The organism is Colwellia chukchiensis, assembly GCF_002104455.1.
GTDB lineage: Bacteria > Pseudomonadota > Gammaproteobacteria > Enterobacterales > Alteromonadaceae > Cognaticolwellia > Cognaticolwellia chukchiensis.
In genome coordinates this window covers 12,491-26,112 of record NZ_NBOC01000006.1, presented here as the reverse complement: position 1 = coordinate 26,112, position 13,622 = coordinate 12,491, and the positions used below count along the sequence as shown (strand labels likewise).

The 13,622-nt window shown below is 41.0% G+C and carries 11 protein-coding genes and 1 riboswitch; of the genes, 5 read left to right on the top strand and 6 right to left on the bottom strand.

Features of this window, described 5'->3' with window-relative positions:
* Nucleotides 1-117: 117 nt before the first annotated feature.
* The gene (pyrD, locus tag B6K83_RS08775) at nucleotides 118-1,128 is read left to right on the top strand and encodes a quinone-dependent dihydroorotate dehydrogenase (protein WP_085284562.1); all 1,011 of its coding nucleotides are present in this window, start codon (nucleotides 118-120) and stop codon (nucleotides 1,126-1,128) included.
* Nucleotides 1,129-1,290: 162 nt separating this feature from the next.
* On the opposite strand, the gene B6K83_RS08770 is transcribed toward pyrD, so the two are convergent.
* Both B6K83_RS08770 and asnB read right to left on the bottom strand, forming a co-directional pair.
* Nucleotides 1,291-2,040 carry a hypothetical protein gene (locus B6K83_RS08770; RefSeq protein WP_085284561.1) on the bottom strand — a complete coding sequence of 250 codons (750 nt, stop codon included), beginning with the start codon at nucleotides 2,038-2,040 and terminating at the stop codon, nucleotides 1,291-1,293.
* Between the two features lie 222 nt (nucleotides 2,041-2,262).
* Nucleotides 2,263-3,927 carry an asparagine synthase B gene (gene asnB / locus B6K83_RS08765; protein WP_085284560.1) on the bottom strand — a complete coding sequence of 555 codons (1,665 nt, stop codon included), beginning with the start codon at nucleotides 3,925-3,927 and terminating at the stop codon, nucleotides 2,263-2,265.
* Between the two features lie 342 nt (nucleotides 3,928-4,269).
* Here asnB and B6K83_RS08760 point away from each other — a divergent pair, with 342 nt between their 5' ends.
* Complete coding sequence (locus B6K83_RS08760; RefSeq protein ID WP_085284559.1) at nucleotides 4,270-5,460, top strand: hypothetical protein; 1,191 nt, start codon at nucleotides 4,270-4,272, stop codon at nucleotides 5,458-5,460.
* A gap of 69 nt (nucleotides 5,461-5,529) precedes the next feature.
* Here B6K83_RS08760 and B6K83_RS08755 read toward each other — a convergent pair whose 3' ends face one another.
* Together B6K83_RS08755 and gloB are read right to left on the bottom strand one after the other, a co-directional pair.
* Complete coding sequence (locus tag B6K83_RS08755) at nucleotides 5,530-7,182, bottom strand: LysM peptidoglycan-binding domain-containing protein (RefSeq protein WP_085284558.1); 1,653 nt, start codon at nucleotides 7,180-7,182, stop codon at nucleotides 5,530-5,532.
* A 79-nt stretch (nucleotides 7,183-7,261) separates the two neighbouring features.
* Nucleotides 7,262-8,071: a hydroxyacylglutathione hydrolase gene (gloB, locus tag B6K83_RS08750; protein WP_085284557.1), complete on the bottom strand. Its 810-nt coding sequence runs from the start codon at nucleotides 8,069-8,071 to the stop codon at nucleotides 7,262-7,264.
* Nucleotides 8,072-8,131: 60 nt separating this feature from the next.
* Between gloB and B6K83_RS08745 the strand changes: the two genes are divergently transcribed.
* A complete protein-coding gene (locus B6K83_RS08745) occupies nucleotides 8,132-8,890 on the top strand; it encodes a class I SAM-dependent methyltransferase (RefSeq protein WP_085284556.1) in 759 nt (252 codons plus the stop codon).
* Between the two features lie 59 nt (nucleotides 8,891-8,949).
* Nucleotides 8,950-9,708 (top strand): Nif3-like dinuclear metal center hexameric protein, encoded by a 759-nt coding sequence (locus B6K83_RS08740; protein ID WP_085284555.1) that lies wholly within the window; start codon nucleotides 8,950-8,952, stop codon nucleotides 9,706-9,708.
* Nucleotides 9,709-9,788: 80 nt separating this feature from the next.
* On the opposite strand, the gene B6K83_RS08735 is transcribed toward B6K83_RS08740, so the two are convergent.
* Nucleotides 9,789-10,541, bottom strand: a complete 753-nt coding sequence (locus tag B6K83_RS08735; protein ID WP_085284554.1) for an ElyC/SanA/YdcF family protein — start codon at nucleotides 10,539-10,541, stop codon at nucleotides 9,789-9,791.
* Between the two features lie 498 nt (nucleotides 10,542-11,039).
* A riboswitch (Lysine riboswitch) is annotated at nucleotides 11,040-11,228 on the top strand.
* A 209-nt stretch (nucleotides 11,229-11,437) separates the two neighbouring features.
* Here B6K83_RS08735 and lysC point away from each other — a divergent pair.
* Complete coding sequence (gene lysC / locus B6K83_RS08730) at nucleotides 11,438-12,826, top strand: lysine-sensitive aspartokinase 3 (protein WP_085284553.1); 1,389 nt, start codon at nucleotides 11,438-11,440, stop codon at nucleotides 12,824-12,826.
* Nucleotides 12,827-12,960: 134 nt separating this feature from the next.
* On the opposite strand, the gene queC is transcribed toward lysC, so the two are convergent.
* Nucleotides 12,961-13,617 carry a 7-cyano-7-deazaguanine synthase QueC gene (queC, locus tag B6K83_RS08725; RefSeq protein ID WP_085284552.1) on the bottom strand — a complete coding sequence of 219 codons (657 nt, stop codon included), beginning with the start codon at nucleotides 13,615-13,617 and terminating at the stop codon, nucleotides 12,961-12,963.
* Between the last annotated feature and the right edge of the window lie 5 nt (nucleotides 13,618-13,622).

The following is a 13,622-nucleotide window of genomic DNA, read 5'->3' as shown; positions in this document are numbered from 1 at the left end:
TATTAAGCTTCATTAAATTAGTGTTAAAATCCCCGCCATAAACGGGGATTTTTTTTGCCAATTTTTCAACAGTAAGATTAAAGCGCAGTTTTTAGCAGCGTCAATTAAAGAGGTATTATGTTCTACTCAGCAATTCGTAAGGTATTTTTTAAAATCGATCCTGAAACTATTCATGAGTGGACGATAAAAACTTTTAAGGCCACTGGAGCTACGCCACTTAATCATTTATATAAACAAACGGTCGTTAATAAGCCGGTTGACGTTATGGGCATAAACTTTCCAAACCCCGTTGGCTTGGCCGCAGGACTAGATAAAAATGGTGAGTGCATTAACGCATTCGATGCTATGGGGTTTGGTTTTGTTGAAGTGGGTACGGTGACACCGCGCCCGCAACCTGGCAATGAAAAACCGCGTATTTTCAGATTGCCAGAAGCCAATGCCATTATTAACCGCATGGGGTTTAATAACCATGGCGTTGATTATCTTGTTGAGCAAGTAAAAAGTGCTAATTTTCGTGGCGTTTTAGGGATTAATATTGGCAAAAATAAAGATACGCCAGATGAAAATGCCAAAGATGACTACATTCATTGTATGCGTAAAGTTTATAACTTTGCTTCCTATATTACGGTAAATATTTCCTCACCTAATACCCCTGGTCTGCGTTCTTTGCAGTATGGCGAAGCACTAAATGAACTGTTGGCAAGTTTAAAATCTGAGCAAGCGAACTTAGCTGAACAATATGAAAAGTATGTACCAATTGCGGTGAAAATAGCGCCAGACTTATCAGCCGAGGAAGTCAGCTCTATAGCAGAGTGTCTGATCGCTAATAACATTGACGGCGTTATCGCGACTAACACTACCTTAGCGCGCGAACAAGTTGCTCATCTGCCTTTTGGTAATGAACAAGGGGGCTTGAGCGGCAAGCCAGTACAGCAACAAAGTACAAAAGTGATTAAATTGCTCGCTAAAGCACTTGATAATAAACTGCCGATTATAGGTGTTGGTGGTATTGATTGCGCCGCTGATGCACAGGAAAAAATAGCTGCTGGCGCTAGTTTAGTGCAGGTTTATACGGGTTTCATTTATCAAGGGCCGAAACTTATTAAGGAGATAGTTGCGGCTTTGTAACTTTTGTAACTAAGGTGTATAGCACTGGGTTATCATGCGTTAGCAATAATATTGCCATGATAACCCTAGCACTTACCGTAAATTTAAGCACAGCGAGAGCTGTGCTGAAAAATTTTAGTCATAAGTCAATTTTGCAAAAAGGTCTATAAATTTTTAAAAGCCTTATCTTACTAACCTAGCTTCTAAGCGCTCAATTCTTTCCAGCAATAACTGTACGCTGGTGTCCAGTTCATTGATACTGGTTGCGGTTATGATTTGTTTTTTATCGCGACTGGTGGCAGCAGCGGCTAAGGTGTTTACTTCCGTTGCTAACTCATCAATGTCTGTTTTTAAGCGTGTCGCGGCGATCACCTGCTCAGACACGGCGTTGATGGCAAATTCAGTTTCAGTTACTTTATCCTGTAAATTACCTAAACGTTCATTATGCTGAGCTAGTGCACTGATATTTTTTTGTTGCTGCTGTGCTAAGTCATTACGCTGTGAATTTAACGTTTTTATTTCTTGTTGATTACGACGCCATGCTGATGCCCATAATTTATCCATTTCAGACAGCAATAATTCTGTTTTCTCACTAATAGCTTCAAGCTTTACTTTCAATGCCACGGTTGACTCACCCATTTCTTCGCCAGTGGCTGAGAGCTGATTTTCTAAAAGTTGTATTCTTTCATTGCTAGCATTAACTTGCATCGCTTGGTTTTGTTGTTGTTGGTCAAAGTGCCAAACCGCAAGAGCTAAGCCAATATAAGGAGCAATTAACAATATTTTAAATGGCATTGAAAGCGACTTAGTTTCCTGAGCCTTTAGCTTTGCCTGTGGGTTTTGTTTTGCTTTGATATCCGGCTTACGATTAGCTTTCACTTGATCTTGGTCGAGCGTAATGGTTGGAATTTCGGGTTCTTCACGTTTTGACAAGAGCAGTTCCTACAAATAAAAGCTATTGGGCGATTTATTCAGCTCGATGGCGACAGTGATCATTTCAATAGCGTGATGATAAAAGTACAGTTGGCAGTAACTTTATAATATTTAGTATATTTTGTACAAAAAAACCGACGAAATTCGTCGGTTTTCTCTTACTTTGTTTAAGCTCAAGGTATTTATCCTTGTAACTGCACTGATCTTAACTGCAAGCTAAGCTTAATAGCTATCATGGTGAACACTTTGCACAGCGCGACCTGACGGATCGGCCATATTGGCAAAGCTTTCATCCCACGCTAATGCTTCTGGCGTGCTACAGGCAACGGACTTACCGCCCGGCACACACTCGGCTGCAGAGGGTAATGGAAAGTGTTGCTCAAAAATACAACGATAAAAATACGCTTCTTTGGTGTCTGGGGTATTCACAGGAAACTTAAATGCTGCGTTAGCTAACTGTTGGTCGCTAACTTGGCTTTCAATATGGGCTTTTAAGCCATCAATCCAGGAATAACCAACACCGTCTGAAAACTGCTCTTTCTGACGCCATAAAATTTCTTTTGGTAAATAACCTTCAAAAGATGAGCGTAAGATCGCTTTCTCCATCTTACCATTGCCACACATTTTATCCGCAGGGTTAATGCGCATGGCAACATCCATAAAGTTTTTATCCAAAAACGGAACACGCGCTTCAATACCCCATGCCGACATTGACTTGTTTGCGCGCAAGCAGTCGTACATGTGCAGTTTATCGAGTTTGCGTAATAACTCATTATGAAACTCTTCGGCATTTGGTGCTTTATGAAAGTATAAATAGCCGCCAAATATCTCATCGGCCCCTTCGCCTGAAAGTACCATTTTTATGCCCATGGCTTTGATTTTTCTCGCCATTAAATACATAGGTGTTGACGCGCGAATGGTGGTGACATCATAAGTTTCTAAATGATAAATCACTTCTTTTAATGCATCTATACCTTCTTGCTCAGTGAAAACAACGCTATGGTGTATGGTGCCTATGCTATCCGCTACTGTTTGTGCAGCAACTAAGTCTGGCGATCCCGCCAAGCCACAGGCAAAAGAATGAACTTTGGGCCACCAAGCTTCAGATAAGTCGTTTTCTTCAATTCGACGCGCGGCAAATTTTTGTGTTATTGCTGAAATTAATGAGGAGTCCAGGCCGCCAGAAAGCAATACACCGTAGGGCACATCGGTCATAAGGTGGCTTTTTACCGAATCTTCTAATGCTTCGCGTAACTTTTCTTTGCTGGTATTGTTATCTTTGATGGCAGAATACTTTTGCCAGTTACGTTGATAGTATTTAGTCAGTTTACCTACTTTACTATCTAAAATGTGACCGGGAGGAAACTCAGCAACGGTTTTACAAATTGGCATTAAGGCCTTCATTTCTGAGGCAACATAAAAGTTGCCGTCTTCATCATAACCGGTATATAACGGAATAATGCCAATATGATCACGTGCGATTAAGTAACTATTGTCTTTTTCGTTATATAAACAAAACGCAAACATACCTTGAAGTTTATCAACAAAGTCACTACCAAACTTTTCATACAGTGGAATGATCACTTCACAATCAGAAGCCGTTTGAAAGTCATAGTCTGGTGTATGATGACTGGCTAAGGCTTTATGATTATAAATCTCACCATTTACTGCTAGTATCAAAGATTTGTCACTGCTATATAGTGGCTGCGCACCATGTTCAGTATCGACAATAGCTAAGCGTTCATGAACGAGTATCGCCTTGTCGTTATTGTAGATGCCAGACCAATCTGGACCACGATGACGTAATAAACGAGAATATTCTAAAGCTTTTGGACGTAGTGCATCGGCACCGGTTTTAATATCTAATATACAAAAAATCGAACACATTGAAGTGCTACCCCTTTATATTTATGAATGACAAATTGTCAGCAAGAACCACATCAGGAGATAACCTGAAGGGAAGGTGCGTAATGCTCTGAAGTAAAAAATAAGAGTTTTTACCGAAAAGTAATCGCACAGCAACATATGCTGTACCGACACTTTGACAGCATTTTATAAAAAATCAATAGAATTTTTACTCTATTTTAGTGAAAGTTTAAAAAAGTGTTTTTAATCGTCCAATTTAGCGCTAGTTTTAACATTTGTGATCCCTTAAACTGCCAAATAAACAATTGAATATGTTGAAGTCCAGTCGGATTTCATGTCGATAACTTGATTAAAGAGAGATTAATGTTCAGAACTGATAAATTAAAAAAGTCGAGTTTGTCTATCGCAATAGTATCCTTGTTCGTAGCCACCTTTAGCAAGGCACAAGTGCTTGATAAAACGGTATTAACGGTAGAAGAGTTACGCATTAAAAAAGCGGTTGCACTGATGCCTGAGATAGCTAATCGGCTTTCTCAACGGGTAGACAGTTACCGTCAACAAGTTAATCGCGCCAATAATTATACCGCGCTGACGCAATTAACTATGCGTCATGGCAGTGCCCTTTGGCTTGATGCCAAAACATCGTTTAATCAATTAAATGATTATGATGATCGGCCATTATATTGGGCGCGCTTACAAATGACCAAGGCGTTACGCTCCGCTCCTGCATTTGCCGAATTATTTGCCAACCAACAACATAAGCTGTTGTGGACTCTGGAGCTATTATCTCGTGGTCAACAAGATATTAATTTTAATAAAAATGCAGATAAAAAAATATTATTGACGGGTTTTGACCCTTTTTTTCTTGATCGCCATATAGATCAAAGTAACCCTTCAGGTGTTGTCGCTTTAGCGCTTGATGATGTCGTTGTCAGCATTAATGGACAAACCGCAGAAATTGAAGTGCTGATTGTGCCAGTGCGTTTTGCTGACTTTGATCAGGGCATGATAGAAGAAATGCTAACCCCTTATGTGCAACAAAAATCGGTTGATATGGTATTAACCGTGAGCATGGGAAGAGAAGATTTTGATTTAGAACGTTTTCCTGCGCTCAGGCGCAGCGCCAATGCACCCGATAACCAAAATGTCTTGACCGGCGCAACAAAAAGTACGCCATTAGTGCCGCAGCTAAAAGGCAAGCCTTTATCTGGGCCTGAATTTGTCGAGTTTAGTTTGCCAGTATCAGCAATGAAGAAAGCGTTAGGAAAATATCAAGTGCATGATAACCGTAAAGTTTCAACACTCGCTGGCGGCACAGTGAACGCGCAATCGTTATCGGATATTATCAAGCATACCTCGGTAACTGGCTCAGGTGGTGGCTATTTGTCGAATGAGATTTCTTATCGTAGTATCTTATTGCGCGACAAGTATAATTTGAGCTTGCCTGTTGGCCATATACATACCCCGAAAATTAAAGCCTTTGATCAACAAGCATTGATGGATATTGTTAATCAAACCAAAGGCATTATTACCCAAGGTGTTTCTGCACTCTAGTATAAGAACCAAAAAAAGCGCTAATCATGCCAATTAGCGCTTTTTATTGTGGGTAACTATTTTATCGCGTTAAATGTTATTGGTAACGTCTACCGATAGCTTTAACATTTGCCCCGGTTGTAAATATTTTTTTCGGCTTAGGCTATTCCAACGTTCAATATCTTTGATTGAAACATTAAATTTATCCGCAATACGCGCGAAAGAGTCACCTTTGCGCACACGATAATTAATATTGCGCATTATTGCTTGCTCATTTTGTGCTTGGTTAGCACTGAGTAAGTTTTTGCTGGTGGTTTTTTGCCAGATAACCAGTTTTTGACCCAGTTTAATGGTATCGCGTGGAGCCATGCCATTCCATTTTGCAATGCTGCGGGTGGACACCTTATAGGTACGACCAATATCCCACAGGGTATCACCGGCTTTGACGAGATGAATACGTTTTTCACCTGCCAATACTTTATTTTGTGTTTTTGCTAGGCGCTGATTTTGTGATAATAAATAGCTGTCTAAAGAAGCGGTAGCGACAGGGATCAATAAATACTTTCCGGCTCTAATTTGCGTGCCTTTGATGTTATTCACTTGTTTGATCAAGGCAATTTCAGTGTTAAAGCTTTGGGCAATTTTTCCTAAGCTATCACCATTTTTAATTTTGTAACGTTGCCACGCTAAGCGCTCATTTGGTGATAACTTGGCAAGCCCCTGTTTAAATGTGGCGACTTTATGGTTTGGCAATAATAAATAGTGTGGGCCATCGGGATCTGTAGCCCAGCGGTTAAAGCCCGGATTAAGTCGTTGCAATTCGATTAACGGCAATTCGGCAAGTTGCGCTGCTTTAGCAAGGTCAAGTTGTGAGCCAATATTAACTTTGCTGATCACCGCACTATTGTCAATTTCATGTAGCTTTATTTTTAACTCGTCACTGCGCTTAACAATATCGGCTAATGCCAGTAATTTAGGTACATAAGCGCGGGTTTCTTTAGGTAGATCTAACGACCAAAAATCTGTAGCTAGATTTTTCTTCTTGTTGTTTCTTACCGCTCGTTGCACCCGACCTTCGCCTGAATTATAAGCGGCTAAAGCTAGCATCCAGTCGCCATCAAAAAATTGATGTAAATATTGCAAGTACTTAATCGCACCTTGGGTCGAGGCGACAACATCACGTCTTCCGTCATACCACCAGTTTTGCTTCATGCCAAAGCGCTTACCTGTTGCTGGTACAAACTGCCACATTCCTGACGCACGGCCATGGGAGTACGCAAAAGGATCAAAGGCACTTTCAACTATGGGTAATAGGGCAATCTCTACCGGTATGTTATTCGCTTCAATGGCTTCGACAATATAAAACAAAAATGGCTCAGCACGTTTAGCAACACGATTGAGATAACTTGGGTGTTTTAAAAACCAGTTACGTTGTGCGGTGATACGTGGGTTTTCAGGTATTTCAAAGCTAAGATTAGTGCGTATTCTTTGCCATACATCGTTACTTATATAGCTTTCTTGGCCCTTTTTACCTAGGTCGATGTCACCGTCTGCGATGGGATGAATAATATCTAACGCTTCATCTTTTAGTAAGGCTTGATTGATTTCAACCGCAGAGGCCACGTCGATTAATGCCTGAGCATCGGCGTTAGTGTCATGATTTTGCGCGTTATTTTGTTTTAGTACTGATTGGCAGCCGGATAACAGCATTACCGCTGCAATTGATAATGTTATGTACTTCATGGAATATCTATATAAATTTACTTGTCGCCAGTGTCACTTATTTGCCATGTTTATTCAAGATAATGACCGATAAATCGCCTTAAAACTTATCTTTTAAGGTACGAATAATGGTAAATGCGGTTAGCTTATCGGCTACAATTTCACCACTCAGATCCGTAACGCTTTCTAACATGCTGTTGGTGTGACAACGCAAAAATGGATTGATCTTCTTTTCCAATAAGATAGACGTTGGTATGGTCGCAGTGCCTTGTTCGCGTAATTTTATTACCTTGTTGTAGTAATGGATTAGCTCACTGTTAGTGGGTTCAACCGTCAGGGCAAAATTAAGATTCGCTAAGGTGTATTCATGTGCACAATAAACCCGCGTACGCTCTGGTAATGCACTGAGTTTTTCTAACGAGTTAAGCATTTGTGCCGGCGTACCTTCAAATAATCTGCCGCAACCGGCTGAAAACAAGGTATCTCCGCAAAATAGGTTGTCTTGTGATAAATAAGCAATATGGCCGCTGGTATGTCCAGGCACACCAATAATAGAAAATTCAAAACCTAAGTCATCGAGCGTTATCTTATCTTCATCACTAAGGGCAACGTTACGATCAGGGATATTTTCGTTTTTGGGTCCATAAACTGTTATTGGCCAACCATTGCTTTGGCAATAAGCCACCAGTTCCTCAATGCCGCCAACATGATCAGCATGATGATGAGTGATTAATATGCTCGATAATTGTACACCTTGTTGTTTAATAAAATTGATACAAACATCGGCATCACCGGGATCTACCAGTGCTATTTTATTTGTCGCATTTGAGCTTATCGCCCAGATATAATTATCGGTAAAGGCTTTGATCATGGAAACTTGCATATTTGTCGTCTCTTCACTTTGCGCCATGGTGGGCTCCTGAGTATACTGATAGCATGATTATACTGATTTTTTATAACCTTTAATATAATGAAACCAGCACTTGCGTTTCGCCAGCCTCACTATCCACAGTCATGGCTTGATATTCCTAATGGTGAATTGATTGTCGGCAATATCAATCAAGTCTTATCACCTTGGTGGGCAAAGTTTTTCGGCTATCATTTATTAAAAATTGGCGCATTAAGCGACGCGATAAATAGCGAAGAAAGCCCGATTAAGCATCAATTAACCTTGAGCAATAAGTTAGCAAACGCCGATATTATCGCTGATATTGATGATTTACCTTTGTTGCAACATAGTATTGATGTTTGTGTTTTATCGCACGCGTTGGAGTTTTCATTGGACCCGCACCATGTGCTGCGCGAGGCTAATCGGGTTTTGATCCCTAATGGTTACTTGGTGATCACAGGCTTTAATGCCATGAGTCTCGCTGGCTTAAACCAATTTGTGCCTTATCGTCGCAAACAAGCGCCATGGAATGAGAGACTATTTTCGCCGATGCGGGTAAAAGATTGGTTACACTTAATGGGGTATGAAATTCAGCTTGATCAGCGCTTTTTGCACTCTTCTTTGGTGGGCAAAGTATCACAAGGCCCTTTTAGTCGCTATTGGCAGCATATAGCCGCACGATTTTTGCCAAGTTTTGGCTCTGTTTATGCGGTTATTGCTAAAAAGCGCCAGTTACCGTTAACGCCAATAAAAGCGAAGTGGCAACTAGGACCGAGTTTTGAACCAGTGAAAGTGCCGAGTATGAACTCTTCTAGAAAAAATAATCATAAAATTACCTAAGTCATAGCAGCCAATAGCTCTTGACACAATACACTTATAACTTGAGGTCAGAAAACCCCATGCAACGTGAAGAATTTGAAAGTTATTTAAATACCTTATTAAAACCAGAACAAATTAAAGATTTTTGCCCTAACGGTTTACAAGTGCAAGGCAGTGCTGTGATTAAAAAAGTGATCACAGGTGTTACGGCCACGCAAGCTTTAATTGAGCAAGCCATTGCAGAAAAAGCCGATGCCTTAGTGGTGCATCATGGTTTTTTTTGGAAAAATGAAAGCTATGTCATTCGCGGAATGAAGCATAATCGTATTAAAGCCTTGTTAACAAACAATATTAACCTATTTGCTTATCATTTACCTTTAGATATCCACCCTAGCTTAGGGAATAACGCCCAGTTAGCTAAGCTATTTTCCATTGATAATGTTGCGCCATTAGAAGTTGGTAATGAACTCAGCGTAGCGGTACGCGGCGACTTTTCAACACCATTATTGCCACAACAACTTGAACAGCGTATTAATCAGCAATTAAATCGAGCCTGTATGCATATTGCTGCCCCATCAAATAAAGCGATTAAGACAGTGGCTTGGTGCAGCGGTGGCGGACAAGGTTATATTGAGTTGGCGGCAGAGCAGGGCATAGATGCCTTTATTAGCGGTGAAGTGTCTGAGCAAACAACGCATGTTGCTCGAGAAATGGATATTCATTTTTATTGTGCGGGTCACCACGCAACTGAGCGCTACGGCGCCAAAGCGCTCGCGGCACATTTTAATCAGCATTTGCCAGTCGAGGCGAAATTTATTGATATTGATAACCCAGCTTGATGGTGTCGGCGCTTTTGCGTCGGATATTAAGTTCAATAGGGTATATACGCTGCCTATGCGGGTAAAACGCTTGTTGGCTATTAGCGATTAAACCACTGCACTATGCGGCCAAGTGTTTCATGCCATGCGGTCGTGGTTTGCTGCAACTTTTTGGCATTGGGGAAGTAATATGACCAAGGGGTTTGGTTATTACGTTTTACCCAAGGGCTAGCAGGCGCTGCAATGGCGTTAACACCATATTGCTCAAAGTAGGCCATAGCGCGCGGCATATGATTAGCGCTGGTGACTAAAGCGACATGTTTGTTGATTACCCTAGGTGCAATTAATTGTGCTTCTTCTTCAGTATCTTTAGGAAAGTTTTCCGTTAATATTTTATGAGCGGGCACCCCTAATAATATCGCGGCTTGTTTGACCTTTTCTGCATTAGAGCTTTCATCGCCGCCAGTAAAGCCTGAGGTGATCATTTGTGCTTCTGGATGCAGTCGGTAAATTCGAACTGCCTCAACAAGGCGCTCTAACGAACTTGACTTTAACTGACTAGTGGCCGGCAAGCCAGCCACTGTGGTGTGTACTCCGCCTAAGACAATAATATAATCAAGCGCTTGCTTACTTTGTGTAAATGCAGGGTAATTGTTTTCTAAAGGAGCCATTAAGCGATCTGAGATTGGCGGTAAGGTCGTAAAGATTAATAACGCACTAGCGCTAACTAAAGCAGTAAAACTAAGTTTAGGTTTGGCACGAAAAAAAATAATTGCCATCAATAATAGGAAAACAATAATACTCAGCGGCATGATCATAAAGCTAATGAGCTTTTTTAATAAAAATAAATCCATCTTTAAAACTCCAATACTTGGGTCTGTTGATCTTTCGAAATGACCTTTACAGCGACTTGTGTGTATTTAGACAAGGCAGATGCTGTGGCGTGCAGCGAGCTACACGAACAGGTGATAACGCCGTATCAATTTCATACCAGTGCTGCCGTTAGGTGCATTTAAAACGCATGTACGCTTTGTTGCTTGCTTTTTAAATAGCCTAACGATTATTCAATGCTCGCGCCGCGTTTAAAGCGGTTTAAAATTGAATAAATATCAACCATGAAAGATCAACAGCCCCTAACAACAAAATCTAAAATATACCTAAAATTCAAGCATAACAATTAACAATACCTAGATCAGCAGCGATTAATATCAATTTATTAATTTAACCGTTTAAAGCGCTGTTGATATTTGATTTTAAATGCGCTTTAATGACTGCGTTGAAAATTAGAATTTTTACTCAAATTGACAAGCTTGCCATGTAGGGCATGTAATTTATGAGAAAAATTTAAATTTCACACCAGAAGAGGTGCAATTGCCAGGTAAATAACTCGAGGAGCCATCCATTGACAGTTATTGAGGGGGACAATTGCCGAGAACAGTGGTATGGGGGCATATCATGTTCGGTCACTAAGGCTGAATCCTTAGGGCTGTCACCACTAAAAAACACGTTTTTTTAGATTTAGGTGGAGAGCTTCTGGCTGAACAGTACTGCATTAACTAACGGTTGCCTTAACCTGATTCGCGTTACGCTCAGTCATGCTCTTCCTGTTTTATTTAGGGAGAATTTTTATGTTAATATCTCATTTTACCAATCGTCGTGACGATAATATTGTCGCTGCATTAATAAAAATTTCAGCGCTTGCTAGGCTCGGGGGTTTAGTTATTTTAAGTCGATGTCTAGGAGCAGCCTCATGTCAGTAGCGAAAAGCAAGCCATTGAGCAATAATCCGTACATTACCGTGGCAAAATTTGGTGGCACCAGTGTCGCTGACTATCAAGCCATGTTGCGCTGTGCCCACATTATTAAAAAGGATCGTACAAATCGTGTGGTCGTTGTCTCAGCGAGCGCTGGGGTGACCAATCATTTAGTGCGTTTAAGTCAAGCTGGCATAGGTGCAGAGGAACGTGAAAACATTATTGCCGCTATTGCTCGCATCCAGTTTGCAATAAGTTGTCAGTTAACTTGCCAATCAGCGTTAGACGAAGAAATAAATGAGCTATTAAGCGCATTAAGCCGTTGTGCAGCGCAACAAGCAACTGATTACAGTTTACAAAATAGTGATGAAATTTTAAGTTTTGGTGAGCAATTTAGTTCTCGTATTTTTGCCCAAGTTTTGCAAAGCATTGGTGTTAATGGTCATTATTTCGATGTCCGTCAAGTGATGAAAACCGACAGTTTATATGGCAAAGCGCAAGTAAACTTAGCCCAGCTCAGTACACAAGCCAAGGCGTTACTGCGGCCTAAACTTAACGAGCAAGTCGTTGTCACTCAAGGCTTTATCGGCAGTGATCAACTGGGAAAAACCACTACCCTTGGTCGTGGTGGCTCTGATTATAGCGCGGCGTTAATCGCTGAAGCGATTCAAGCCAATAACGTGAGTATTTGGACCGATGTAGTGGGTATTTTTACCACAGACCCACGCATAACGGGGCAAGCGCGCTCTATTAAAGAGATAAGTTTTGGTGAAGCTGCAGAAATGGCAACCTTTGGCGCAAAAATATTACATCCTGCGACGTTAATTCCTGCCATGCGCCAAGATATCCCGGTATTTGTTGGCTCCAGTAAAGAGCCAGATGCTGGTGGCACGCGCATACAACGCACGGTAGATTCTAATCCAACTTATCGCTCAATTGCGCTGCGGCGCGAGCAAACCTTGGTTACAGTCAAAAGCCCTGAAATGTTACACGCCAGTGGCTTTTTAGCAAAAATATTTACAGTATTAGCCAAACATCAGCTTAGTGTTGATTTAATTACCACCAGCGAAATCAGTGTTGCCCTGACATTTGATAACCCTTTTGGCAGCACACAGGCATTATTGACGCAAGCTGTGGTTGCAGAGCTAGAGCAATTATGTGAAGTCAGCGTTGAGCACGGCTTAAGTTTAATTGCGGTGATCGGTAATAAAATTCATGGTTCAACCGGCGTCGGTAGCCGTATATTTGAACAGGTAAATGATTTTAATATTCGTATGATTTGTCACGGTGCAAGCGAGCATAATTTGTGTTTTTTAGTGCCAGAGTCTGACGCCAATCAGGTAGTTGAACGTCTACATGACACATTATTTAGCAACCAAGGGTAGCATAAGCTAAACGCGACATCAGTCTATGTTGTAACGCAAATAGCATAACGTATTGGCGGTTTGTTGACAGCGAAAAGGGACATCAAAAATGTCCCTTTTTAGTTGCTAATTTAGTTTCTAAGCTGATAGCCTGACTATTCGTAAGCAATAGGATCAGTTACGTTATTATCGGCAAACGCTTCTAAGCGTTCTTGACAGGCTCCACACTTGCCACAGGCTTTTTTACGGCCATTATAACAGGTCCAAGTATCTTGATAATCTAGCCCCATTTTCAAGCCATCGGTTAAAATTTCTGACTTATTGTTGGTTAAATATGGACTAAAAATCTCCACTGCTTGGTAGTTGGCAATTTGACAAACCTCATTCATTTTCATGACAAACTCAGGACGACAATCAGGGTAAATATCATGGTCGCCAGAATGAGCACCATAATAAACTTGTTCAGCTTCAACTGAAACAGCATAACCAACCGCTAACGAGAGTAAAATCATATTGCGATTTGGCACCACAGTAGATTTCATATTATCAGCTTGATAATGACCTTCTGGGATCTCAATGTCATCGGTTAACGACGAGCCAGCCAGCAACTGATTAATAGCAGAAATATCAATAACCTTATGCGAAACCCCTAATTGCTGGCATACCTTACTCGCGCAGGCAATTTCTTTCACATGCTTTTGGCCGTAGTCAAACGTTAAGGCATATACCTCTTTGCCGTCTTTTAGGGCACGGTTAAGCACAGTGAAAGAGTCCATGCCACCAGAAAAAATTACTACGACTTTATTACTCATCTTTG

Coding starts and splice junctions, on each gene's coding strand:
- asnB (WP_085284560.1), bottom strand. CDS start 3,927: ATGTGTTCGATTTTTTGTATATTAGATATTAAAACCGGTGCCGATGCA.
- B6K83_RS08745 (WP_085284556.1), top strand. CDS start 8,132: ATGAAACCAGCACTTGCGTTTCGCCAGCCTCACTATCCACAGTCATGG.
- pyrD (WP_085284562.1), top strand. CDS start 118: ATGTTCTACTCAGCAATTCGTAAGGTATTTTTTAAAATCGATCCTGAA.
- B6K83_RS08735 (WP_085284554.1), bottom strand. CDS start 10,541: ATGGATTTATTTTTATTAAAAAAGCTCATTAGCTTTATGATCATGCCG.
- B6K83_RS08755 (WP_085284558.1), bottom strand. CDS start 7,182: ATGAAGTACATAACATTATCAATTGCAGCGGTAATGCTGTTATCCGGC.
- B6K83_RS08760 (WP_085284559.1), top strand. CDS start 4,270: ATGTTCAGAACTGATAAATTAAAAAAGTCGAGTTTGTCTATCGCAATA.
- queC (WP_085284552.1), bottom strand. CDS start 13,617: ATGAGTAATAAAGTCGTAGTAATTTTTTCTGGTGGCATGGACTCTTTC.
- lysC (WP_085284553.1), top strand. CDS start 11,438: ATGTCAGTAGCGAAAAGCAAGCCATTGAGCAATAATCCGTACATTACC.
- B6K83_RS08740 (WP_085284555.1), top strand. CDS start 8,950: ATGCAACGTGAAGAATTTGAAAGTTATTTAAATACCTTATTAAAACCA.
- gloB (WP_085284557.1), bottom strand. CDS start 8,071: ATGGCGCAAAGTGAAGAGACGACAAATATGCAAGTTTCCATGATCAAA.